The organism is Bradyrhizobium sp. SRS-191 (assembly GCF_024586915.1).
Classification (GTDB): domain Bacteria; phylum Pseudomonadota; class Alphaproteobacteria; order Rhizobiales; family Xanthobacteraceae; genus Bradyrhizobium.
On record NZ_JANBVS010000012.1, the window covers coordinates 105,773 to 128,752 of the forward strand.

A 22,980-nucleotide genomic window follows, 5' to 3' on the forward strand; every position below is an offset into this window, starting at 1 on the left:
ATCCGGTTGACGCTGTTCCATAAATGATTGACACCGGGGCAAGGCCCGGTGAACTGCGACGCGACCAGGGCTGATCAGGGATCATCATGCCGAACGCCAAAGCCGGTCCGTCCAGCCTCGAACAGAAGCTCCGTGCGGAGATCACGGGCGATGTCTTCTTCGACCGCTTCAATCGTGGCCGCTACGCCACCGATGCCTCGTTCTACCAGGTCATCCCGGCCGGCGTGGTCGTGCCGCGGACCATGGACGAGGCGCTGCGGGCGCTGGCGATCGCCCGCGACGACGGCCGTATCGTCACGCCGCGCGGCGGCGGCACCTCGCAATGCGGCCAGACCGTCAACGAAGGCATCGTCGTCGACTTCTCCAAACACCTGAACCGCATCGTCTCGCTCGACGTCGAGGGCCGCACCTGCGTCGTCGAGCCGGGCATCGTGCTCGATGACCTCAACCGCCAGCTCAAGAAGCACGGCCTGTGGTTTCCGGTCGACGTCTCCACCGCCTCGCGCGCCACGATCGGCGGCATGGCCGGCAACAATTCCTGCGGCGGCCGCTCGCTGCGCTACGGCACGATGCGCGACAATACGATTGCGATCGATGCAGCCCTCGCCGACGGCACGCCGGCGCGTTTCGGCGAGGTGCCGCGCGATCTCGGCGGCATCAACGCACCGGACAACGCCCGCGCGCTGTTCCGCGAGATACTGGCGCTGGGCGAGCGCGAGGCCGCGGAGATCGCCGACAAGTTTCCAAAAGTGCAGCGCCGGGTCGGCGGCTACAATCTCGACGCGCTGACGCCGCGCAACGCGGCCAACAATCTCGCTCACCTGCTGGTCGGATCGGAAGGCACCCTCGCCTTCTCCACTCGCATCGAGCTGAAGCTGTGGCCCTTGATTGGCGCCAAGGTGCTCGGCGTCTGCCATTTCGGCAGCTTCTACCAGGCGATGGATGCAGCCCAGCACCTGGTCAAGCTGAAGCCGATCGCGGTCGAGCTGGTCGACCGCACCATGATCGGGCTCGGACGCGACATCGCCATGTTCCAGCCGGTGATCGCGGCTGCCGTCCGCGGCGATCCCGAGGCCATTCTGGTGGTGGAGTTCGCCGAAGAGACCAGGGACGAGAACGTCGCCAAGCTGAAGCAGCTCTCCGAGCTGATGGGCGATCTCGGATTCGCCTGGACGAACGAACCGCGCAAATGGGGCGGCGTCGTCGAGATCACCGAGCCCGCGCTGCAGACCGCCGTCGCCGATTTCCGCGCCGCCGGCCTCAACGTGATGATGTCGATGAAGGAAGCCGGAAAGCCGGTGTCCTTTGTCGAGGACTGCGCCGTGCCGCTGCCGCATCTCGCCGACTACACGGCACGCCTCAACGAGGTCTTCGCCAGGCACGGCACCCGCGGCACGATGTATGCGCATGCCTCCGAAGGCTGCCTGCACGTCCGTCCGGTGCTGAACCTGAAGCTGGAGAAGGACGTCAAGGCGATGCGCGCCATTGCCGAGGAAGCCTTCGCGATGGTCCGCGAATACAAGGGCTCGCATTCCGGCGAGCATGGCGACGGCATCGTGCGCTCGGAATTCCACGAGCAGATGTTCGGCCGCCGCATCGTCGCCGACTTCAAGGAAGTGAAACAACGCTTCGACCCCGGCAACGTCCTCAACCCCGGCCGCATCGTCGATCCGCCCAAGATGGACGATCGCTCGCTGTTCCGCTATCCGCCGGACTATCGCATCGACGACATCAAGCCCGTGCTCGACTGGTCGGCCTATCCTGGCGCGGCCGGCGGCTTCCAGGGCGCGGTCGAGATGTGCAACAACAACGGCGCCTGCCGCAAGCTCGACGGCGGCGTGATGTGTCCGTCCTATCGCGCCACCCGCGACGAGAAGGATGTCACGCGCGGGCGGGCCAATACGTTGAGGCTTGCGATCTCCGGTCAGCTCGGCCCCGGCGCGCTGTCATCCGACGAGATGATGGAGACGCTGAAGCTGTGCGTCTCCTGCAAGGCCTGCCGCCGCGAGTGTCCGACCGGCGTCGACATGGCCAAGATGAAGATCGAGGTGCTGGCGGCCCGAGCTACGACGCACGGCCTCACCTTGCGCGACCGGCTCGTCGCCTATCTGCCGCGCTACGCTGATCTCGCCGCCCGCGTCGCGCCGCTCGTGAACCTGCGCAATCACCTTGCGCCGTTGCGTGCGCTGATGGAGCGCGTCGCCGGCATCAGCGCCAGGCGCAAGCTGCCGGCGTTCCGCAGCGATACCTTCCGTGTCGACGCCGAGGCGTTCGGTCCGGCCGATGGCCGCGAGGTCGTGCTGTTCGGCGACACCTTCAACCGCGTCTATGAGCGCGAGAACCTCGACGCCGCGCTGCGCGTGCTGATCGCCGGCGGCTATCGCGTCTACGTGCCCAGGCCGGCCGATGGCGGCCGCGCGCTGTGCTGCGGCCGAACCTTCCTCTCCGCAGGTCTCGTCGACGAAGCGAAGTCCGAGTTGCAGCGCCTGGTCGAGACCTACGCGCCGTTCGCCACGCGCGGCGTGCCGATCATCGGGCTCGAGCCGAGCTGTCTCCTGACCTTGCGCGACGAGCTGCTGTCACTGCGCAACGACACGAGCGCCAAGGCGATCAGCGCCCACGCATTGCTGCTGGAGGAATTCCTGGCGCGCGAGGCCGAGAGCGGCCGGCTTGCACTGCCGCTTGGCCCGCTGCCCGGCAAGGCGCTGCTGCACGGCCATTGCCACCAGAAGTCCTTCGCCGCCTTCAAGCCGGTCGAGCAGGTGCTGCGGCTCATTCCCGAGCTCGCGGTCGAGACCATCGACTCCTCCTGCTGCGGCATGGCCGGCGCGTTCGGTTATGGCGCGGAGACCTATGACGTCTCGCTGCAGATGGCGGAGGTCTCGCTGCTGCCGGCCGTGCGCAAGGCTGACAGCACGACCTTCATCGTCGCCGACGGCACCTCCTGCCGCCACCAGATTCAGGACGGCGCCGCCCGCGGTGCCGTCCACGCCGCGCAGCTCCTGGCGATGAGCCTGGAGCGAGGGCACGCGTCCAATTAGTTCACGAGTCCGCAGGGTGGGCAAAGCGAAGCGTGCCCACCACAGACCTTCCGCTTCGCAAGATGGTGGGCACGCTCCGCTTCGCCCACCCTACGCAGCTCCGCTCGACTTAACGACATAGGAACTCACCGACATGGCCGACCTCACGCTCGACACCGCCCGCAAGATCCTCGACGCCACCCTTGCCAAGGGCCTCGAGAAGAAGCTGAAGCCGCTGGCTGTCATGGTGCTCGACGCCCGCGGCTGCCTGAAGGCCGCCGCCGCGCAGGACGGCACCAGCCTGATGCGGGCCGAAGTCGCGCATGGCAAGGCCTATGGCGCGCTGGCGCTCGGCCTCGGCTCCCGCGCCCTGTTCCAGCGTGCCCAGGAGCAGGCCTATTTCATCGACGCCGTGAACACGCTGGCGCAGGGCCGCATGGTGCCGGTACCCGGCGGCGTGCTGATCATGGACGGCGCCACCTTGCTCGGCGCGGTCGGCGTCTCCGGCGACAGCTCCGACAATGACGAGATCTGCGCCGTTGCCGGCATCGAGGCAGCTGGCCTCAAGGCCAATGCCGGCTGAGCTCTCCGCGCTTTAGCAACCTTTCGTCGCTCCGCGGCTTCCCTGGTGATCTCACCACGGAGGCCGCATGACTCAGATTCCGCTGCCTGCATCGGCGCTGGCCGAGAACCATGAAGCCGACGCCGCGCGCGACGATGGCGTGCGCGAGATCGCGCCTGATGTCGCCTATCGGCAGCTCGCGATCGTCAATGTCGTGTTCTACGGCGAGGCGGGCGCGGGCGATGGCGGCTGGGTGCTGATCGATGCCGGCGTGTTCGGCTCCGGCCCTGCGATCCGCCACGCCGCACAGGCGCGCTTCGGCGGCAGCGGCCGCCCCGCCTGCATCGTCCTCACCCACGGCCATTTCGATCATGTCGGTGTGCTGGAGACGCTGAGCCGGGAGTGGAACGTGCCGGTCTATGCGCACCCGCTGGAACATCCCTATCTCAACGGCACCCGCTCCTACCCGTCACCGGATCCCCATGTCGGCGGCGGCATGCTGGCCAGGCTGTCACCGCTGTTTCCGACCAAACCGGTCGATGTCGGCGCGCACTTGCGCGATCTGCCGCCCGACTGCTCGGTCCCGTTCATGCCGGAGTTTCGCTGGATCCATACGCCCGGCCACGCGCCCGGTCATGTCTCGCTGTGGCGCGAACGCGACCGCCTGCTGATCGCAGGCGATGCCATTGTCACCACCGCGCAGGAATCGGTCTATGCGTCCGTGACGCAGGCGCCGGAGATGCATGGGCCGCCGATGTATTTCACGCCGGACTGGACGGCGGCGCGCGAGTCCGTTCGCGCCATTGACGCCCTGTCGCCGGAGATCGTGATCACCGGTCATGGCGCGGCGATGCGCGGCCAGGAGATGAAGCTGGCGCTGGCCGAGCTGGCGCGGGATTTCGACAGCGTGGCCGTTCCCGAGGACGGGCGGGGAACGCGACCGGGCTGACGGCGCCCAGGATCTTACCAAGGTTTCACGGGCGCGGCTCTCCCCGCCCGAAACATTGCCGCGGGCTGCACGTTTGTACGACGGGGCGCGTGGAGAAACCGACATGCCTGGCAGATCAGCTCGCACCATCATCATCACAGGCGCTTCGGCCGGCGTCGGCCGTGCCATCGCCAAGCGCTTCGGCGAGGCCGGCGATCGCGTCGGCCTGATCGCGCGCGATGAGGAAGCTCTGCGTGACGTGCAGCGCGAGCTGCAGGGCCGCTTTGCCCATGCCGAGTATGAGGCCGTCGATGTCGCCAACGCGCAGGCCCTGTTCGATGCCGCCGAGCGGCTGGAGCAGCGCCTGGGTCCGGTCGACATCTGGATCAACGACGCGATGGAGACGGTGTTCTCGACGGTCGCCGACATCACGCCCGATGAATTCCGCCGCGTCACCGAGGTCACCTATCTCGGCTTCGTGCATGGGACGATGGCGGCGCTGCGCTCGATGCGCCGGCGCGGCGAGGGCCGCATCATCCAGATCGGCTCGGCGCTCGCCTATCGCGGCATTCCGCTGCAGGCCGCCTATTGCGGCGCCAAGCACGCGATCCGCGGCTTCACCGACTCGCTGCGCGCCGAGCTGATGCACGAGCGCTCGCGCATCACATTGTGCATGGTCGATCTTCCAGCGGTGAACACGCCGCAATTCGATTGGGCCCGCGCACATCTCGCGCATACGCCACGGCCGATGGGGCGCCCGGTCGAGCCGGAGGTGATCGCGGACGCCGTGTATCGCGTCGCCGGGGGCGGCTTCCGCGAATACTGGATCGGCTGGCCGACGCTGCTCACCATCCTCGGCAATGCCGTCGCGCCGGCTTTGCTCGACCACTACCTCGCAGCCAAGGCGATCGCCGGGCAGCAGACCGACGTGCCGCTGGTGCCCGACCGCACCGACAATCTCGACCGCCCCGTCACGCGCCTGCACCGCACCCGCGGCTCGTTCAGCCAGGAGGCCGCACAGCAGGCCGTGCTGCTGCCCGGCGACGTCGCCCGCGCCGCAACCGTCGCGATCGGGGCGGCGATCTTCTTCGCGCTGGGAGCGACCATGAGCCGGCGGCGCTGGCGCTAGAGCGCCTACCGGCGCTTGCGTGACACCGGCGAACTGCGCTTCTCTGTTCGGCAGGCGTCCATTCCGGTCCGGAGCGCTTCCATGAGCATCGAGAGCATCAGCGCGATCACCATCGCCACCCACGACATGGCCCGCGCGGTCGCCTTCTATCGCGCACTCGGCTTCGACGATATTCCCTATGGCGGCGCGGAGTCGCCATTCACGACTTTCCGCGTCGGCACTGGCTATCTCAACCTCATCGCCATGCCCGATGACAAGCAATGGAGCTGGTGGGGCCGCATCATCTTCCATGTCTCGGATGTCGACGCCGTCTATGCCAAGGCGCTGGCCGCCGGCTTCGCGCCCTCGACCACGCCGCGCGATGCCGAATGGGGCGAGCGCTATTTCCACCTCACCGATCCCGACGGCCACGAGCTGAGCTTCGCCCGGCCGCTCGGCAAATGAGCTAACCAAGCTCGAAGGTCGTGATGCCGAACACCCGTTCGATCCGTAGCGGCGCGATCGGGCCGGTGTACATGCGCGCCGTCTCGAACACCGGCTTCAGCCCGAGCCCCTCGGCAAGCGCCACCGCCGCAGGATTGATCGCGGGCACGTCCAGGAAAATCTCGCCGTCGCCGATCGCAGCGCATAGCGCGGCGACGACGGCCTCGGCATCGGCGCGGCGATCCGCAACCAGCGGACCGATCTTGTAGCCGGTGCGGCACGGACGGATCACGCCCCACGCCACCAGTTCACCGCCCCTGAGCAGCGCTCGACCGATATGCCCGGGCGAGCCGATCCAGCTCTGCAGGAACGCGCGCCGCGGCGCCGGAAACACGGTCGCGTCCGATGCCTCGATCTGAGCGATCGGCACGTCCGCCAACGCGACGAGATGGGGCGCGACCGCGGCCGGCAGGACCGCAGGCCGCCCGCCAAAGCGGATGTTGGCATAGGCGTAGCTGAACCCCGATTTGCGATAGTTGTCCTGCTGCGCGACCACGCCGTCGAGCCCGATGACCCGCGCCCCCGCATGCACCATCGCCGCCCGCCAGAGCCGCAGGCCGTAGCCGCGCCCACGCATGTCCGGACGCACGATGTAGAAGCCGAGAAAGGCGAAGTGGTCGTCATAGTTGACGCAGGACACGGTCGCCACCGGCTCGCCCTTGAACTCGGCGACGAGGAATCCCTGCGGATCGACCACCGCGAAACAGGCCGCATCGGACAGACCGGGATTCCAGCCCTCGGCCGCCGCCCAGTCGATCGCGACGGAAATCTCGTCGGGGCGCATGGGCCGGATGGTGAGGCCGTCGGTTGCATCGGAGGCGGACAACGTCATGCCTCCATCCTACTGCGTCGAAGAGGCCAGCGCATCAGCAACGAAGCCTTGACTGGCGCCATGTCAACTGCTTCACCGCCGGACCTGATGACCTTGCCGCACCGGCGAGACACCACACCCGCTGAGGTCGACTTAACAGCTCCTCTTGACAGAGACGGTGCGCCGAGTCCGCCCTCCTCTGTCGCAACCACCGACCGTCTCGTCAGCATCGACATCCTGCGCGGCCTCGCGCTGTTCGGCGTCATGGCGATCAACGTCGTGTTCGAATTCCGAGTCTCGATCTTCGGTCAGTTTCTGCCAGCGTCGAGATCGCATGAGCCGGGGACGATTTTCTTCACCGGATCCTCCTCACCTGACATGACCAGGCTCATGTGGGCCATCATCAGCGACTCGCCGTTCAATCGGGCCGTGGAGGGCATTCTCGCGCACGCCGTCTCCATGAAGGCATTTGCGGTATTCTCGCTGCTGTTCGGCATCGGACTAGCGATGCAGTTCGACAGGATCGCTCCGCCCCGACGTGTTGCCTTGCTGCTGCGGCGAATGCTCGTCCTGCTCGCGATCGGCCTGCTGCACCTGACGCTGCTGTGGAACGGGGACATCCTGACCGAGTATGCGCTCGCCGGACTGATCGTGCTGCCGTTCCTGTTCGCCGCGAATTGGCTGGTGATCGCGAGCAGCCTCGCGCTGCTCGGGCTGTATTTCACCGGCTGGCTGATCAACGTACTGCCGTTGCCGAGCCCGGCCTGGATGACGCAGCATGTGGCCGATGCCAATCGCGTCTATGCCAACGGGAGCTTCCCGCAGATCCTCGCGTTTCGACTGTCCGAGATCGGGGCGATCGCGCCGCTGCATCTGTGGATCTTTCCGCGCACGCTCGCGCTGTTTCTGGCTGGCATCATGATCTGGCGTTCCGGTGTCCTGCGCGATGTGTCTGGTCGCCACACCATGTTGCTGCTGACGGCGCTGGCCGCCTTCGCCGTGACCATCGATGCCGGCTCATCGCTTGCGACGGTCAGTCTGGCACTGGCGTATGGCGCGCTGGTCGTGTCGGCTGCGAGCACCGGATGCGGCATCCGCCTGCTCGGCTGGGCGGCTCCGATCGGCCGGATGGCCTTCACCAACTACCTCATGCAGTCCATCATCTTCGGCCTCGTGTTCTACGGCTACGGCCTCGGCCTGTTCGGCCGGCTCAGCGTCTCGTTCGCCCTCGCCCTCGGCATCGTCGTCTATGTGCTGCAGGCGGTCATCAGCTCGTTCTGGCTGAAGCTGTATCAGTTCGGCCCGGTCGAATGGCTATGGCGCAGCCTGATGTATCATCAGCTCCAGCCGATGCGGGTACCTGCGAAAGCCTGATGCGCTCATCCGATCGATTTGCCCGTCGGGTTACTATGTCGCACCCTCAGGCCTGTTGCGCCGTCGGGCAAATCAGCTGCACATTTCCCGACGTCACGGCCTACGAGAGGGGCGCCTCGCGAACGTCACGAGCGTTGGGCCGGTGATGCGATGGCCGTCGCGGCATCAGGCGCGTTTGCGCAAGACGACTGGTGCGGCGGCGGACGGCGAAATCGTGTGGTCCTGACATCCCGACGCTGATGTCAACTCGCGACGAGGCTTCGCCTCGCGCGGGGATGGTGGCCAGAAAGCCCGGCGCACCAGGGAGATCACGTATAAGCCGTAAGCCCATCGCGCAGGGAAGGCCGGAAGTTGCGGCCAAACCTGTGGTGACTGCCGCCTGCTTTCTTGTCTGCAGGCGGGCCATGGGGGCGGCGAGCTCCCGGCCTTCCCTGCGCCCTCTTGCTTGAGAGGGCTGAGATCAGGACAAAACTCGGGCGCTGAGCGCCGCGAGATCGCGGATGCATGCGTACCTATGTAGACGGAAATTTTAGGGTGAAAGCCGTACTGGCACCCCACGGTCATCGCCCGCGAAGGCGGGCGATCCAGTATTCCAGAGGCCGTTGTGATCAAGCCGAGAGGTCTCGGCGTACGGGATGCTCCGCCTGCGCGGAGCATGACAGCGAGTCCGACAGAACCGCCGTGGAGAGCGCTCCCTCCCGCCAACTACTTCCCCGGCCACACCGGCTTGCGCTTCTCGGCGAACGCTTTCAGACCTTCCTTGGCGTCCTCGGTCATCGCCAGCAGCGCGATCTGGCTTTCGAGATAGGCGATGGACTCGTCGAACGACATCGAGGCGATCGCGCGCATCGCGTATTTGCCGCGACGGATGGCGGTCGGCGACTTGTCGACGAGGCGACCGATCAGCCAGTCGATCTTGGCATCGAGCTCGGCGGCGGGGACGACATGGTTGAGCAGACCTGCAGCTTGCGCGGCCCGCGCATCAAACGGCTCGCCCGTCAGCGCCCATTCGTTGACGAGCCGCGGCGGCGCGATGCGCTGCAACAGGCTCAGCACCTGCATCGGGAACACGCCGACCTTCACCTCCGGCAGACCAAAGACCACGTGCTCGGCGGCGACCGCCATGTCGGTCATGCACAACAGGCCCATGCCGCCGGCCATGCAGACGCCGCCGACACGCGCGATCGCGGGCTTGGTGGCGTTCTGCGAGAGTCTGAGGAGATCGGCGTAATCGACATTCGGCCGCGAGAAATCCATCGCAAACGCCGCGCCGGAATTCTGCAGGTCGGCGCCCGCGCAGAATGCCTTGTCCCCTGCTCCCGTGAGGACGATGACGCGGACATCCGGATCGTCATGCGCCTGACGATAGCCGCGCGAGATCCCCGCGATAACGTCGCCGTTGAGCGCGTTGCGCTTCTCGGGCCGGTTGATGGTGATCCAGAGGGCCTGGCCGCGCTTGTCGAGAATCACGCTGTCGTCGGTCATCGCCTTGCCTGTCGCTTGCTGTGGGACGCGAGATTGTCGCGGGATAGCCGCGAGGAGCAAGGAAAACTTGCGTCAGGAGGCCGCGCGGCGGCCGATCTCACTGATGACGCCGCGCAGCAGCGGGCGGGCCGGCTCGAACTGTCCGTCGCGCAGGAACGCGATGGTCTGCCGGAACGACGTCGGATGCACCAGCAGGCCCATATGCGAGGCCTTGATCACGGTGTAGTCCGTCATCTCGGCGAGCTTGCAGCTCTCGACCGAGACGCGGCCGTCATTGGGCCACGGCAAGAGGAACAGCCCTGCAATCGGGTCGAGGAAGCGGTTTCCGGCGATGACACCGATTTCGTAGTCGGCCGGCGGGAGCGAGGCGAGCGCGACGTTGTTCTTCGTCACCAGCTGCAGACCGGCCGGCCCGAAATAGGCGCGATAGAGCGCGACGTTCTGCAGCCGATCGGCAACTTCGCTGCCACCATTGGGCGTGCCCAGCATGACGACGCGGCCAAGCCGCGGAGGACGGTGACGGGCGATGGTGACCCGGGCCAGCAGTCCGCCCATCGAATGGGTCACGAAATGGACCGGGCCGTCGATAGCAGCGGCAAAATCCGCGATGGCCGGATCGATGTCCTCGGCGAGACGCTCCAGCGGCTTCTTGCGGCTCTCATAGTCGAGGTTCAGCGTGGCGAAGCCCGCGCGTTGCAGCCGCTTCTCCAGCGGGCGCAGCATCAATGAGCGGCCGGCGATGCCATGCAGCAGCACGACCCCCGCGTCGCGGGGGCCATTCTGTTGGCGACGTCGGCGCAGCGATGCCATCACGCGACTTCTCGCTCCTCCGCCTCGCGGTCCGGAGCAGCCCCCTTGGCGGCATCCTCGGCGAGCGTCTTCGCACCGACATAGTCGGTCTTGCCCGAGCCGAGCAGCGGGATCTTGTCCACGACCATCACGACAGCCGGCACCGCAAGCTCCGGCGCGCCTTGTGCCTTGGCCTGGCGCTGCATGGCGGCGCGCTCGGCATCCTTCTGCGTGGTGATCAGAACGATGCGCTCACCCTTGCGCTGGTCGGGGATCGACACGGCCACCGAAGTCGCCTGTGGCCACAAGGTCGCGGCGATCTGCTCGACCACCGTCAGCGACACCATCTCTCCCGCGATCTTGGCGAAGCGCTTGGCGCGGCCCTTGATCGTGATGAAGCCCTGCTCGTCGATGGTGACGATGTCGCCGGTGTCGTGCCAGCCCTCAGGCAAGGCTTCGAGCACCCCGGGATTTTCAGCACGGACATAGCCGAGCATGACGTTGGGGCCGCGGACCGAGAGACGGCCGCCCTCCTCGATGCCCGGCACCTTGTCGAGCCGATACTCCATCAGCGGCGACAGGCGGCCGACGGTGCCGACACGGTTGGCCATCGGCGTATTCATCGCCAGCACCGGCGCGGTCTCGGTCACGCCGTAGCCTTCGAGCACGCGGATTCCGTAGCGTTCCATGTAGATCTGTCGTGTGCGATCCTTGACCGGCTCGGCACCGGCGATGACCAGCCGCAGCGTGCGGAAATCATAGGCATGGGCGGAGCGGGCATAACCCGTGAGGAAGGTGTCGGTGCCGAACAGAATGGTGGCGCCGGTCTGGTAGATCAATTCCGGCACGATCCGGTAATGCAACGGCGACGGATACATGTAGATCGGGATGCCCGCCAACATGGGCATCATCATGCCGCCGGTGAGGCCGAAGGAGTGGAACACCGGCAAAACGTTGAACACAAGATCGTTAGCATTGGCGTCGACCCGCGCCAGCGCCTGTGCGGCATTGGCCAGGATGTTGCGGTGGGACAGCACGACGCCCTTCGGCGTGCCCTCCGATCCCGAGGTGAACAGAATCACCGCTGGGTGATCGGCGTTGCGCGCCACGCGCGGCTTGGTGCCGTCGAAAATGCCCTTGATCTTGTCGACCGCACTGACGGAGGCCTTGACGTCCTCCAGATAAACCAGACGGGCCTGGCCCTCGATCGCCGCGATCAGCTTGTCGAGCTTGCCCTTCTCGATGAAGGCTCGCGAGGTCAGCACCGTCGTGACCTGCGCCGCCTTCATCGCCGCCAGCACGTTCACCGGACCGGCGGAAAAGTTGAGCATCGCCGGCACACGGCCAATCGACTGCAACGCCATGAACACGACAGCGACGCCGGCGGAGTTCGGCAGCAACACGCCGATGTTCTCGCCGACCATGGTGCCATGCTCGAGCTTGCGGCTGAGCACCTGCGATCCAAGCAGCAGCTTGCGATAGGTCAGCTTGGTGCCGAGCGGATCCTCGATCATGACCTTGCCGGTGTCATGGTCGCGATGGGCATGCGCCAGCGCCTCGAACAAGGTGCGGTCGAGCATGGCGTTCTTGACCATCGCGTCGATCATGACGTCCTGCAACGCCGCGCCGGCGGCGTTACGACGGGTCTTGCCTTTGAGGGCTGCATCGATCGTGAGCTTGACCGGCGGCAGGATCGTCACGGTGACCTTCGGAAACCAGGACCGCTTGATCTGGCCGTCCTTGAGATAGCTGAGATGCGAGCGCTGCGCGCCCTCGATGCGAACCGGCACGACGACGGCATCGGCCTTGTCCGCAATCATCGCGGTGCCGTCATAGACCTTCATCAGCGAGCCCGACACGGTGATGCGGCCCTCCGGGAAGATCACCACCGGCTCCTGGCTCGCGACGAGCTTGATCAGGTCGCGGGCGCCGAGCGGCTTGGTCGGATCGATCGTGATGTGGCTCACCAGCTTCAGAAAGCCCTTCGCCCACCAGGCTTTGGAGATGCCGGTGTCGACAGCAAAGGTCGCATCGATCGGCAACACCGCATGCAGCAAGGGACCGTCGATCAGGCTGACATGGTTCGGTGCGATCAGCATCCGGGTGCCCACCGGCGGAAGGTTTTCCAGCCCGCGCACCTCGGTGCGGAACAGCGCGCGGAACAGCATCGCGCCGAAGTCGCGCACGCCTTCGCGGCCCCATTTGCTCATGACGAACCAGACGGCGCCGAAGCTCGCCAGCGCGAGGCCGAAGAAGATCCAGGCGATCGAAACGCCAGCGGCCTGAAGACCAGCAACGCCGAGCGAGCCGACCACCATGAAAGCCGCTTGCAGCACGTTGCCGGCAGCGATCACACGGGCGCGCTCATTGGACTGCGACCAGGCCTGCACGGCGGCAAACGCCGGCACCACGAACAGACCGCCGCCGAAGGCGAACAGAGCGAAATCGATCAGCATGCGCGCCCCGGCCCAGGAGCCGATGAAGCCGAGGGGCGTGAGACCACTTGCGGTGTCAGTGGTCGCGATCGCCCAGGACAGATCAAGACCGAGCACGCCCATGATGATGGCGCCAATTGGCACCAAAGCGAGATTCGGGCGGACATGGCTGAGGCTGGCGGCGAACAGCGAGCCGATGGCGATGCCGATTGCGAAGATCGCAAGGCACAGCGTGACGACGCCTTCGGTGCCGCCGACGACCTCCTTGACCAGCGCCGGCAGCAGCGACAGCACGACTGCGCCGACCAGCCAGAACCACGACACGATCACCATGCCATCCCACAGCCGCGGCGCGGCATAGAGCGACTTCAACAGATGCGACGTCGAGCTCCAGGGATTGGCCGTGATACGGAGATCCGGGGCGGACGGCGCGGTGTGCGGAATGCGCGACGCGGACGCCCAGGAGATCACGGCAAGGCCGATCACCGCGAGCGCGACCCAGCCCATATGCGAGGAGCCGGAGACCAGTTGACCGCCCGCGATCGTGCCGATCAGGATCGCCATGAAGGTCGCGCCCTCGACCAGCGCGTTGCCGGTGGCGAGTTCGCCGACCGTCAGCTGATCCGGCAGCATCGCGTATTTTACCGGGCCGAACAGCGCGGCGATGATCCCGAACATCCCCAAGGCGACGAACAGCAACGGGATGGAGTGCAGGAAGAAGCCCAGCGCGGCGAAGCCGGCGGCGAAGATCTCCGCGAATTTAAGTCGGCGCGCAACGACGCCCTTGACGTAACGATCCGCCAACTCGCCTCCGAGCCCGGACAGGATGAAGAACGGAAAAATGAAGACAGCGCCAGCTACCGTGACCAGGGCATCACCATGCGAGGCGACTGCGCCGTAGAGCAGCATGATGACGAGCGCATTCTTCAGGACATTGTCATTCAGCGCGGACGAGAACTGCGCCCAGAACAGCGGGGCGAAGCGGCGCGACGACATCAACTGCTTGATCATGGTCGTTTCCTGGTGTGCAGCGGCGGCTTGGCCGCAAGGATCGCAAGAACGTTGGAGCTTGGTGCTGAAATAAAAACGCGTGAGGTCCGAGATCTCTCTTATGCGCGGCCACTAACCTGTTTCCGTGGCCGGCTGCTCCGCAGCGGGCTTCGCGACAGCAGCGCCATCGTGTCGGCCAGCGTCAAGGAGGACCACACCAGCGCCACCAGCCCTGCTGCGAGGCCACTGCGCAGCTGCGAGCCGAGCGGCAGCGCAACGATGCCGCCGCCGACCAGCATGAAGGATATCCCGAAGGTCATGTGCGAAATGCTTATCCAGAGAGAGCGCAGTTGCACGGAAACGATGGGACCTGAGCACATGGTGACCGCTTCGTTGCATAGGGACCCGGGATTTGAGCTGAGGTCAGCTCAGTTCGCTCAGATAGTGGAAGCAGCCGAACAGGCCACCACGGCGAAGCCGGTGCCCTTCCCGAGCCGCGGCCCGGTAGAGCTGGTCGCCTGCGCCCCGCCGTGCTCGCCGCGCCGCCAGGAGACCGGCCACGTCACAAGCATTGGCAATGCGCTCAACGCGCGCCGCTACAAGGTGAGACGCTGCCCGGGCCAAACCGTTCAGCAGAGGCTGAAGTTCGACGGAAAAAGGCTGCGCACCGGGAGAACTAAGAATTTGCATCGGACGACTCCTGATATTTTGAGCAATGTTCAAAACATCTACCGCATATATGAGCGACGCTCAAGGAATTTTTCCGGGCCGGCGCGAAAGGGTGAACAGATCCTTCCCGGCGCGGCCAGCACGCCACGCCGGAACTTCAAGATACTGATAATATTGTAATTTTTGGCCGACGAAACGCCGGGCTACCCCACCGACTTACGCAGCCAGACCTTGTTGTCGTGGAAGGCCGCGCCGCCGATGGGCGCGACGGTGTCGGCCGCGGTGAGCGAGTTGATGCCGCGCCCCCCGACATGGGCGCGGTTCGGGTGGATCGATTCAGCGATCAGCACCCCACGCTGAACGCCGTCGAACAATCGGGCCAGCAGCGAGGTTTGCCCGCGCGTATTGCCGAGTGTCACGACATCGCCATCGGCGATGCCGAGCGAGGCAGCATCGAGCGGATGGATCGTCACCGACGGCGCCCCTTCCCGCGCCTGGGAGGATGGAGTCTCGTTGAACGATGTGTTGAGGAACGAGCGGGCGGGGCTCGTCGCGAGGCGGAACGGATGCCGCTCGTCCGTCTCTTCCGTCACCGCCCAGTGGTCCGGCAGAGATGGCATCCGTTCAGGCTGGCCCATGACGCGACCAAACGGCGGATGAACCCAATCCGCCTTGAAGTGAAATCTGCCGTCCTTGTGCGCAAAGCCGTCGAGGTAATGCGAGGTACGAAAATCCGGCTGCAGGTCGCGCCAGACATCGGCCTCGAGCGCGGCGATGTCGCCATGGCCGCTCTTTCTCAAAGTGGCGTCGATCAATTCGCGCGGCGTCATTTCGAACCCGGGATGGGCCGCGCCCAGCCGGCGAGCCAATCCTTGCAGCACCTCATGGTTCGAGCGGCACTCGCCTGGCGGCTCGATCAGCTTCGGCCCGACCGAGATGTGCTGATGACCACCACCGTAATAAAGGTCGTCATGCTCCATGAACATCGTCGCCGGCAGCACGATGTCGGCCATCTGCGCCGTCTCGGTCATGAACTGCTCATGGACCGCAACGAACAGATCCTCGCGTGCGAAGCCCTGGCGAACCAGATCCTGCTCAGGGGCCACCGTCATCGGGTTCGTGTTCTGGATCAGCATCGCCTTGACCGGCGGCCCACCACAGAGCGCGTCGCGATCTCCCGTCAGGATACGCCCAATCTGCGACTGGTCGAGGAAACGGATCGAGTGATCGACCGCGTCATGGCCCTCGATGATCGACTCGTCGAAGTGCCACAAAGCGGCATTGTTGAAGAACGCCCCGCCCCCCTCATATTGCCAAGCGCCGGTCACAGCGGGGATGCAGGACGCCGCATGCATTTGCGTTGCACCATTCCGGCTGCGGGTGAAGCCGTAGCCAAGCCGGAAAAACGTCCGCTTGGTCTCTCCGATCAGTCTTGCAAAGGCTTCGATCTCGTCCACCGGAACACCGCAAATCTGCGAGGCCCATTCCGGGGTGCGCGTTTGCAGGTGAGCCTCCAACTCGTCCGGACAATCCGTGTACTTGGCCATGTAGGCGCGATCGGCATGACCATCGCGAAACAGAACGTGCATCACGCCGCAAGCGAACGCGCCGTCGGTCCCGGGACGCAGGATGATCTTGATATCCGCCTGCTTCATCGTCTCGTTGTCGTAGATATCGACCGCCGCAATCTTGGCACCGCGCTCTTTTCGCGCGCGCGCCGCATGGGTCATGACATTGACCTGCGTGTTGACAGGGTTCGTGCCCCAGATGACGACCAGATCCGACAGCGCCATCTCGCGCGGATCGACGCCTGCAATCTTTCCGGTGCCGATCGCAAAGCCGATGCGCGCGACGTTGGCGCAAATCGTCGAATAGAACCGCGAGTACTTCTTGACATGCGTGAGCCGATTAAGGCCGTCGCGCATCACCAGTCCCATCGTGCCAGCATAGTAATAAGGCCAGACGGATTGCGAGCCGAACTCGCGCTCGGTCTGGAGAAACCGCTCCGCGATCTCGTCGAGCGCTTCATCCCAGGACATGCGCGCGAACTCGCCCGAGCCTTTGGGCCCGACGCGACGCATGGGATGCATGAGACGTTCGGGATGATGAATGCGCTCGGCATATCGCGCCACCTTGGCGCAGACCACCCCGGCCGTATATGTCTGCCGTTTTGAGCCGCGAACACGCCCGATCGTGTTCTGATCGATCACCTCCACGTCGAGCGCGCAGGCCGACGGGCAATCGTGCGGACAGGTGGAGTGGCGGATATCAATGCGAGTCTGCTGGTTCATGAGCCGATTGTTAACATCAAACACGGCTCCAGCCGAGAGCGTTTGCGAAACGGTCGCATGAACAAAACGCGACGGTCTCCCGCCTGGGAAGCATCCCTCTCTTGGAGATCGTCCGGCGCATCCTCCTGTCGCGACGAGCCTGAACGCGCGACATGGCGCCCGCGATTTGCTCCCATCGGGTCGTCACCGAAAAAGGCGGCTATAGTTGCAACACGCACCAACGCCTCCCATCGAGGGCCTGCTTGGCGGGGGCCGGCGCTTTGCGCCGCACCATGAGGTTGCCTCGAGTATCAGGCGTTTACTGTTGCCAAGGGAGTTTCATATATTAGTATATCAGTTGAGGAGCAATGATGCCCAGCCGTGTCCCAAGGAAATTGGCGTCTGCGCCACGCCCGGTCGCCTCTCGCATCCGCAGGAACAGACGGCCTCGCGGCGAAACCGCCGCGTCGCGGATCTATACGGATCTCCGAGCTGAGCTGGTATCGCTGGCGCGCCGACCGGGCGAGCCCATTTCGGAAGCACAGATCGCAACAGCCTACGGCGTGAGTCGTACGCCCGTTCGCGAAGCTATTCTGAAGCTTTCGGACGAGGGACTGGTGGAGATCTTCCCGCAGTCCGGCATCTTCGTATCGAGAATTCCGATTGCTGCGCTGCCGGAGACAATCATCATCCGCAAGTCTCTCGAGGAGACCACCGCGAGGACGGCGGCGGAGCGCGCGTCCCCCAGTCAGCTCCTCGATCTGCACGCAACGATCGAACGTCAGCGCGAGGCATGCGCTGCGAAGGATCGCGAAGCCTTTCACCAAGCGGACGAGATGTTCCATGCAGGTATCGCTGAGGTTGCAGGCTATCCTGGAATATGGAAGCTGATCCTGCAAGTGAAGGTTCACGTCGATCGCTATCGCCGACTGACATTGCCCCAGATCGGACGAATGTCGGAAGTGATCGCCGAACATGGATCAATCCTGGCGGCGATCGAAAAGCACAAGCCGGACATTGCGCGAGCCGCCATGGCCAGTCATCTGGAACGGCTTCTGGACAACATCTCCGAAATCCAAACTCTCAATCCAGAGTATTTCGACCAACCTACCTGGTAAACGATGGCCGCGGCATCCGACTGCCGTTCGCGATCAGGCAAAAGTCGGCGGAGGAACGCCATGAAGAGACGCGACTTCATCAAATTGACGGCCGCAATCGCCGGGGCAACGACTCTGCCGCCGTTCTCGGCCGCGCTCGCGCAATCGAATGCAGCGTTCAAAGCCTCCGATGTCCAGCCGCCCGGCTATCCAACCGTCGCAGCGACGGAAAGCCTTGGCAAGAAACTGGCGGCTGCGACGAATGGCCGACTGACAATCCAGATGTATCCATCCGCGCAACTCGGCGGTGAGAAGGAGACCATCGAACAGACCCAGATCGGGACGATTCAGATGCTGCGCGTGAGCGCCGGATCATTGGGACCGATCGTCGATGACATCAACGTCGTCAACATGCCGTTCCTGTTCAAGAGCATCGAACACTCCGAGAAGATGATGGACGGCCCGATCGGTCAGGACCTGCTCGACCGCATCAGCGCTCATCCGAGCGCGAACCTCGTAGCCCTCTGCTGGATGAACTCCGGCGCGCGCAGCATCTACAACACCAAGAGGCCGATCCGGAAGGTGGAGGACGTCAAGGGCCTCAAGATCCGCGTGATCGGCAATCCGATTTTCATCGATATGATGAATGCGCTCGGCGGGAGCGGCGTGGCGATGAGTTACGAGCAAGTCTTCAGCGCGCTACAGACAGGCGTGATCGATGGAGCTGAGAACAACCCACCGAGTTATGTCTTCAGCAATCACTACACCGCGGCGAACTACTACTCGCTGACGCAGCATCTGGTCATTCCGGAGGTCCTGGTGTTCTCGAAGCGGGCTTGGGCCAATCTTTCGAACGACGATCAGGCATTGATCAAGAAATTCGCGCGCGAAGCTCAGATGGAAGAGCGCGAACTCTGGAAGGCCTACGAGCGCGAGGCCATGGAGAAGGCCAAGGCGGGCGGAAGCGAGATCATTGCAATCACGGACAAGGCGCCTTTCCAGAAGGCGGTCAGGCCGGTCTGGGACAAATACGGCCCGAAGTACCAGGACATGATCAAGCGTATTCAGGACATCGCTTAGCGATCCGCGCACGAGGTTCAGATGATCAGGGGATTTGGGATGGCCTGATCCTGTCCCACGGAGATGAATCGTTCCATTTCGCCTGCGTTACTCCAGGCGTTATCGCACTCGTGCTGACCTCAGCAGTCATTCCGATGCGATCCTCACCCGCTCCGTTCTGAAGACCGCAGCTTCGCCGGCCGAACCATTGCCGTTGTCGACATCTGCCCTGGCAATCGTTGGGACTCCCGCCGGTTTACTCGCAACGTTCCATGAGCCTACTCGTCTCCGTCTTCTCCCGCCTCGGCGAGCCCGCGTAGCGGCTCCGGATTCAGGAGCACGATCGCCCCATGCTCGAGGCGAACCCAATCGCGCGCAGCCCAGGCGCGCAGTTGCTTGTTGATGCTTTCGCGCGTCATGCCCACCATCTCGCTGATCTCCTGCTGGGTGATGGCGATGGTGCGGCTCGCATCCACCTTCTGCTTTTCGGTGAGACCGAGCAGAGCACTGGCGAGACGTCGAGGAAGATCCTGCAGGATGACCTGTTCGACCTGGTCGCTGGTCCAGCGCAACCGATCGCAAAGCAGCTCGATGAACTTCATCGCAAGCACTGGCTGGCTCTTGACGAAGGGCAGGAACTCGCGGCGATCGATGACCAGTATTTCGCAATTCGTGTTGGCAGTCGCGTCCGCGGTTCGCTCTCTTCCGTCGAGCACCGCGACCTCGCCGAAGATTTCCCCGGCGCTGATCAGGTTCAGGATGGCGTTGCGACCGTCAGGCGACGAGACGCTGATTTTGACTGTGCCGCTGATCACGGCATACAGGCTCGAGCCGGGATCGCCTTTTGAGAAGATGGTGGCGCCGCGCTTGAGTGTGGTCGGCTTCGCGTAACGGCAGAGCTGATCCAGGGCATCCGACTCGAGTTCGCGAAAAATCGGATGCTGCCGCAGCACCGAGAGCTTGCCGCTACTCGATGATCGGCTGTTGGCCTTCTTCTCCTCAGTCACACCGCATCTCCCAGGCGCCCCTACCCTACCCACCAAGGAGATGTCCGAGCCGGTGACGGAGGCCCTGATGGCGTCAGGGCACCACGGGCTCGTCTATCGCCACCGGCGCAGACGCCCCTTCGGTCCCGACCACCCATCCCTCGATGTCCGCTTCCCCTTCGGAATACGGCAGATCGGCAGTTTGTCCAGGAAAATACAGTGAAGATCAATTGGAAGGCGGCCAAAGCCACCGTCCCGGCGGCCGGCGTGAGGCGGCTGAGGAGCCCGCGGGAGCCCCTCCTGTGTGCCCATCGGTGACTTCCCGCGCCTATCGCAAGCCACCCCCTGCTCCCGGAAACCAGTCCCGGGAGAGTCGGCTGCTCAGGCCCGGACGTATCCCGGCGTCAGGTCCGAGGCTTGGTCTGCGAATCGGCCCAGAGCAGGACCGCCGCAAAAGCCACAAAAACCGCGACCACTGCAAAGCTGACCATCATGGCATCGAACGGCATCTCTCTCCCCCTTCTTCGAGTTTGAGACACTGTCCCTCAGCGGACGCACAACAGTCTTTGATTCAAATCAATGCAAAGCGCCGCGAGCGCCTCAGGCAGCCGCCAGAGCCTCGGCACGGGCCGAATCCCGGAGCGATACGCCGCCCGGCAGGATGACAATGACTCCGTCCCGCTCGAGCTTCGTAAACGTCCTGCTCACCGTCTCGATGGTGAGTCCCAGATAGTCGGCAATGTCCTGCCGGCTCATCGGGAGCGGCACGATGTTCGACGGGCCTCGCAGTTCGACGAGCCGATCCCTCCAGCCGACCAGGAAGGTCGCGACCTTTTCCTCGGCCGATCTGCGGCCGAGCAGCACCATGTGATCCCGCGCCTGATTGAGCTCCTGGACGGCCAGTTGGTTCATCCTGCGCAGGAGGTTTGGCTTGTCTTCGGCGAAACGACCAAACGGCAGCTTGGCGAACTGACACACGGTGACCGGACCGATCGCATCGGCCGAAAATCCATGCCGTTCCTCGGTCGTCATCCCCACGAAGTCGCCGGGCAACACAAATCCGACGATCTGCCTGCGACCATCGGGCAAGAGCTTGTAGAGCCTCATGACCCCATCGAGGAGATTGTAAAAGCAGGACGACGTATCCTCCTGCGCGAAAACGGTCTCGCAGGAGCCGAAGCTGACGCGACGGCTGAGTTGCTCGAACTCCCGCATCTCGAACTGGTCCAGCGATGCGCAAACGCTGAACCCTCGCACGGCACAATCGGCGCAGCCCTGTCCGTGGAAATCGACTGCAACCAGAGACGTCTTCATACAGGGCTCCGCTGGGCCAAGCGCAAGGAGAATAGCCGCATTCTAACGGATGCTCGGAGTTCCAGTTGACTCAAATCAAATGAGGGGACGATCCGGGCACTATCGTGGCAGAAAATACCTTGTGACTTGGACGTGATGCATGCAGCGGTCTGCCTTCTGCGCTCTCCTTCTGACCCTCTCGTTTTCCCTCCCGTCCCATGCTGCATCAACTCCGGAACAGCGCGGCCGGGTCTATGTGAAGGCGCACTGCGCAAGGTGCCACGCCATCGGCAAGGTCGGAGACAGTCCATTTCGACCGGCCCCTCCGTTTCGAACGCTGCACCTGCGTTACCCGATCGAGACCTTGGGTGAAGCGCTTGCCGAAGGGATCGTCACCGGCCACCCGGCGATGCCGCAATTTGAGCTCTCTCCCCCGGAGATCAACGACCTGCTGTCCTATCTGAAGAGCCTCGAATAGATCCGGCGAACGCATCGACTAGAGAGATTGGACGGTCCAGACCAGGATTGATTTGGCGATACGGCCGAAGGCTTGGTCGAAAGCAGCGACCGTCTCAGCGGGATCGAGCTTGGCCACGGGTTGAGTATCGTCGAACAGCCGGGAAGCGATGACCTTGCCGCTCTTGTCGACGAGCCGTGCCGACAACCCGATCTCAGCCACAGCCGCCGCATCGGCATTGATCCGAAAACGACGAACGTCGATCAACAACTGAAAATCCGGCTGGCCGAGATCAGACGCCCGCAGGGGCGCGTGGCTCACGTCATAGTTCTCGAATGCATCGATCAGACGCGCCTGCAGCAGCTTGGGAATGCTGTCCGCCCACAGGAAGTCAGCGAAGCCCAGGTAATCCTTGGCCGGCGAGAACAGCATGCGCTGGGTCTGCAGCATCGCCACCGCCGTCGGGTCGGGGATCGCAAGCTGTCCCTTGATGACCTTGTTGACCGGCCCGAGATCGCGCGGTGCGGCCAGATCATAGGTGATCTTCTGGGCTGGAGTGCCGCCCCCCGTCATCTTCTCGAGCCCCGAGACGATGCCGTCGAGCTTGCCGGTATTTCGCGCCAGCCCTTCCGAGAACGTCTTGAGATTGGCGATCGTGTCCTTCAACGGCCCAGCATTCTCCGCAAGAACAGCGTCGACGCGCCGCAATGCGTCGCGTGCAGCCTGCGTCATGCTCTGGCCAGCCCCCGCCTCTGCGACCAAGATCGACACGGCGCCAGCCGCAGCGGACGACGAGCCGCCTTCCAATGCGATGACGGGAACGCCTGTCAGTCCCTGGAATTCCAGGCCGACCTTGGTATCCGCGCGCACCGGCGTGGCCGACGAGACCGAGATCGTCGCATTGACCCGGCGCGGGTTTTCCGGCGCCAAACCGAGCTCCGTCACCTCGCCAACCCGGATGCCGTTGAACAGGACCGCAGCGCCGACCAGCAGACCGGGGACGGATCCCTCGAAGTGCACATGATAGGTCGTCCTTGGCCCGAGGCCCCCCGTATTGTTGAGCCAATACACGAAGCCAAAGATTGCGACGATGGCCGCCAGCACGAAGCCGCCGATCACAGCAAAAGGGGCACGTGTTTCCAT

General features: G+C 64.4%; 19 protein-coding genes. 10 read left to right on the forward strand and 9 right to left on the reverse strand.

Annotated features, from left to right (window positions below; genetic code table 11):
- Window positions 1-86: 86 nt before the first annotated feature.
- The 5 genes from NLR35_RS21550 to NLR35_RS21570 all read left to right on the forward strand — a co-directional run bounded on the left by NLR35_RS21550 (window position 87) and on the right by NLR35_RS21570 (window position 6,083).
- The gene (locus NLR35_RS21550; protein WP_257168537.1) at window positions 87-3,041 is read left to right on the forward strand and encodes an FAD-binding and (Fe-S)-binding domain-containing protein; all 2,955 of its coding nucleotides are present in this window, start codon (window positions 87-89) and stop codon (window positions 3,039-3,041) included.
- A 133-nt stretch (window positions 3,042-3,174) separates the two neighbouring features.
- Window positions 3,175-3,603 (forward strand): heme-binding protein, encoded by a 429-nt coding sequence (locus tag NLR35_RS21555; RefSeq protein ID WP_257168538.1) that lies wholly within the window; start codon window positions 3,175-3,177, stop codon window positions 3,601-3,603.
- Between the two features lie 67 nt (window positions 3,604-3,670).
- Window positions 3,671-4,531 carry an MBL fold metallo-hydrolase gene (locus NLR35_RS21560; protein WP_257168539.1) on the forward strand — a complete coding sequence of 287 codons (861 nt, stop codon included), beginning with the start codon at window positions 3,671-3,673 and terminating at the stop codon, window positions 4,529-4,531.
- Between the two features lie 103 nt (window positions 4,532-4,634).
- On the forward strand, window positions 4,635-5,639 hold the full coding sequence (locus tag NLR35_RS21565; protein ID WP_257168540.1) for an SDR family oxidoreductase: 1,005 nt from the start codon (window positions 4,635-4,637) through the stop codon (window positions 5,637-5,639).
- A gap of 81 nt (window positions 5,640-5,720) precedes the next feature.
- Window positions 5,721-6,083 carry a VOC family protein gene (locus NLR35_RS21570; protein WP_257168541.1) on the forward strand — a complete coding sequence of 121 codons (363 nt, stop codon included), beginning with the start codon at window positions 5,721-5,723 and terminating at the stop codon, window positions 6,081-6,083.
- Window position 6,084: 1 nt separating this feature from the next.
- On the opposite strand, the gene NLR35_RS21575 is transcribed toward NLR35_RS21570, so the two are convergent.
- The gene (locus NLR35_RS21575; protein WP_257168542.1) at window positions 6,085-6,954 is read right to left on the reverse strand and encodes a GNAT family N-acetyltransferase; all 870 of its coding nucleotides are present in this window, start codon (window positions 6,952-6,954) and stop codon (window positions 6,085-6,087) included.
- Between the two features lie 60 nt (window positions 6,955-7,014).
- On the opposite strand from NLR35_RS21575, the gene NLR35_RS21580 reads away from it, so the two are divergent.
- A complete protein-coding gene (locus NLR35_RS21580) occupies window positions 7,015-8,307 on the forward strand; it encodes a DUF418 domain-containing protein (RefSeq protein WP_306577669.1) in 1,293 nt (430 codons plus the stop codon).
- A 705-nt stretch (window positions 8,308-9,012) separates the two neighbouring features.
- Here the strand turns inward: NLR35_RS21580 and NLR35_RS21585 are convergent.
- From NLR35_RS21585 to NLR35_RS21600, 4 genes are all read right to left on the reverse strand, one after another.
- Window positions 9,013-9,792 (reverse strand): enoyl-CoA hydratase/isomerase family protein, encoded by a 780-nt coding sequence (locus tag NLR35_RS21585; protein ID WP_257168543.1) that lies wholly within the window; start codon window positions 9,790-9,792, stop codon window positions 9,013-9,015.
- A 72-nt stretch (window positions 9,793-9,864) separates the two neighbouring features.
- Window positions 9,865-10,602: an alpha/beta fold hydrolase gene (locus tag NLR35_RS21590; protein ID WP_257168544.1), complete on the reverse strand. Its 738-nt coding sequence runs from the start codon at window positions 10,600-10,602 to the stop codon at window positions 9,865-9,867.
- Window positions 10,602-14,027, reverse strand: a complete 3,426-nt coding sequence (locus NLR35_RS21595; protein ID WP_257168545.1) for an acyl-[ACP]--phospholipid O-acyltransferase — start codon at window positions 14,025-14,027, stop codon at window positions 10,602-10,604. Before NLR35_RS21595 ends, NLR35_RS21590 begins: the two co-directional genes overlap by 1 nt.
- Before the next feature lie 98 nt (window positions 14,028-14,125).
- Window positions 14,126-14,326, reverse strand: coding sequence for a hypothetical protein (locus tag NLR35_RS21600; protein ID WP_257168546.1), 201 nt, complete (start codon window positions 14,324-14,326; stop codon window positions 14,126-14,128).
- A 58-nt stretch (window positions 14,327-14,384) separates the two neighbouring features.
- Between NLR35_RS21600 and NLR35_RS21605 the strand changes: the two genes are divergently transcribed.
- On the forward strand, window positions 14,385-14,855 hold the full coding sequence (locus NLR35_RS21605) for a hypothetical protein (protein WP_257168547.1): 471 nt from the start codon (window positions 14,385-14,387) through the stop codon (window positions 14,853-14,855).
- A 23-nt stretch (window positions 14,856-14,878) separates the two neighbouring features.
- Here NLR35_RS21605 and NLR35_RS21610 read toward each other — a convergent pair whose 3' ends face one another.
- Window positions 14,879-16,966: a molybdopterin oxidoreductase family protein gene (locus NLR35_RS21610; RefSeq protein WP_257168548.1), complete on the reverse strand. Its 2,088-nt coding sequence runs from the start codon at window positions 16,964-16,966 to the stop codon at window positions 14,879-14,881.
- Between the two features lie 407 nt (window positions 16,967-17,373).
- Between NLR35_RS21610 and NLR35_RS21615 the strand changes: the two genes are divergently transcribed.
- Window positions 17,374-18,063, forward strand: coding sequence for a GntR family transcriptional regulator (locus NLR35_RS21615; protein WP_257168678.1), 690 nt, complete (start codon window positions 17,374-17,376; stop codon window positions 18,061-18,063).
- Window positions 18,064-18,123: 60 nt separating this feature from the next.
- Window positions 18,124-19,122, forward strand: coding sequence for a TRAP transporter substrate-binding protein (gene dctP / locus NLR35_RS21620; RefSeq protein WP_306577678.1), 999 nt, complete (start codon window positions 18,124-18,126; stop codon window positions 19,120-19,122).
- Window positions 19,123-19,379: 257 nt separating this feature from the next.
- Here dctP and NLR35_RS21625 read toward each other — a convergent pair whose 3' ends face one another.
- Both NLR35_RS21625 and NLR35_RS21630 read right to left on the reverse strand, forming a co-directional pair.
- On the reverse strand, window positions 19,380-20,108 hold the full coding sequence (locus NLR35_RS21625; protein ID WP_257168550.1) for a Crp/Fnr family transcriptional regulator: 729 nt from the start codon (window positions 20,106-20,108) through the stop codon (window positions 19,380-19,382).
- A gap of 579 nt (window positions 20,109-20,687) precedes the next feature.
- Window positions 20,688-21,401, reverse strand: a complete 714-nt coding sequence (locus NLR35_RS21630) for a helix-turn-helix domain-containing protein (protein WP_257168551.1) — start codon at window positions 21,399-21,401, stop codon at window positions 20,688-20,690.
- 139 nt (window positions 21,402-21,540) lie between these two features.
- Here NLR35_RS21630 and NLR35_RS21635 point away from each other — a divergent pair, with 139 nt between their 5' ends.
- Window positions 21,541-21,858: a cytochrome c gene (locus tag NLR35_RS21635; protein ID WP_257168552.1), complete on the forward strand. Its 318-nt coding sequence runs from the start codon at window positions 21,541-21,543 to the stop codon at window positions 21,856-21,858.
- A gap of 18 nt (window positions 21,859-21,876) precedes the next feature.
- Here the strand turns inward: NLR35_RS21635 and NLR35_RS21640 are convergent, their stop codons facing one another.
- On the reverse strand, window positions 21,877-22,980 hold the full coding sequence (locus NLR35_RS21640) for an MlaD family protein (RefSeq protein WP_257168553.1): 1,104 nt from the start codon (window positions 22,978-22,980) through the stop codon (window positions 21,877-21,879).

Bases quoted from the DNA above. Each gene is read 5' to 3' on its own strand.
- NLR35_RS21550 (WP_257168537.1), top strand. From the start codon at position 87: ATGCCGAACGCCAAAGCCGGTCCGTCCAGCCTCGAACAGAAGCTCCGT.
- NLR35_RS21555 (WP_257168538.1), top strand. From the start codon at position 3,175: ATGGCCGACCTCACGCTCGACACCGCCCGCAAGATCCTCGACGCCACC.
- NLR35_RS21560 (WP_257168539.1), top strand. From the start codon at position 3,671: ATGACTCAGATTCCGCTGCCTGCATCGGCGCTGGCCGAGAACCATGAA.
- NLR35_RS21565 (WP_257168540.1), top strand. From the start codon at position 4,635: ATGCCTGGCAGATCAGCTCGCACCATCATCATCACAGGCGCTTCGGCC.
- NLR35_RS21570 (WP_257168541.1), top strand. From the start codon at position 5,721: ATGAGCATCGAGAGCATCAGCGCGATCACCATCGCCACCCACGACATG.
- NLR35_RS21575 (WP_257168542.1), bottom strand. From the start codon at position 6,954: ATGACGTTGTCCGCCTCCGATGCAACCGACGGCCTCACCATCCGGCCC.
- NLR35_RS21580 (WP_306577669.1), top strand. From the start codon at position 7,015: ATGTCAACTGCTTCACCGCCGGACCTGATGACCTTGCCGCACCGGCGA.
- NLR35_RS21585 (WP_257168543.1), bottom strand. From the start codon at position 9,792: ATGACCGACGACAGCGTGATTCTCGACAAGCGCGGCCAGGCCCTCTGG.
- NLR35_RS21590 (WP_257168544.1), bottom strand. From the start codon at position 10,602: ATGGCATCGCTGCGCCGACGTCGCCAACAGAATGGCCCCCGCGACGCG.
- NLR35_RS21595 (WP_257168545.1), bottom strand. From the start codon at position 14,027: ATGATCAAGCAGTTGATGTCGTCGCGCCGCTTCGCCCCGCTGTTCTGG.
- NLR35_RS21600 (WP_257168546.1), bottom strand. From the start codon at position 14,326: ATGACCTTCGGGATATCCTTCATGCTGGTCGGCGGCGGCATCGTTGCG.
- NLR35_RS21605 (WP_257168547.1), top strand. From the start codon at position 14,385: ATGGTGACCGCTTCGTTGCATAGGGACCCGGGATTTGAGCTGAGGTCA.
- NLR35_RS21610 (WP_257168548.1), bottom strand. From the start codon at position 16,966: ATGAACCAGCAGACTCGCATTGATATCCGCCACTCCACCTGTCCGCAC.
- dctP (WP_306577678.1), top strand. From the start codon at position 18,124: ATGAAGAGACGCGACTTCATCAAATTGACGGCCGCAATCGCCGGGGCA.
- NLR35_RS21630 (WP_257168551.1), bottom strand. From the start codon at position 21,401: ATGAAGACGTCTCTGGTTGCAGTCGATTTCCACGGACAGGGCTGCGCC.
- NLR35_RS21635 (WP_257168552.1), top strand. From the start codon at position 21,541: ATGCAGCGGTCTGCCTTCTGCGCTCTCCTTCTGACCCTCTCGTTTTCC.
- NLR35_RS21640 (WP_257168553.1), bottom strand. From the start codon at position 22,980: ATGGAAACACGTGCCCCTTTTGCTGTGATCGGCGGCTTCGTGCTGGCG.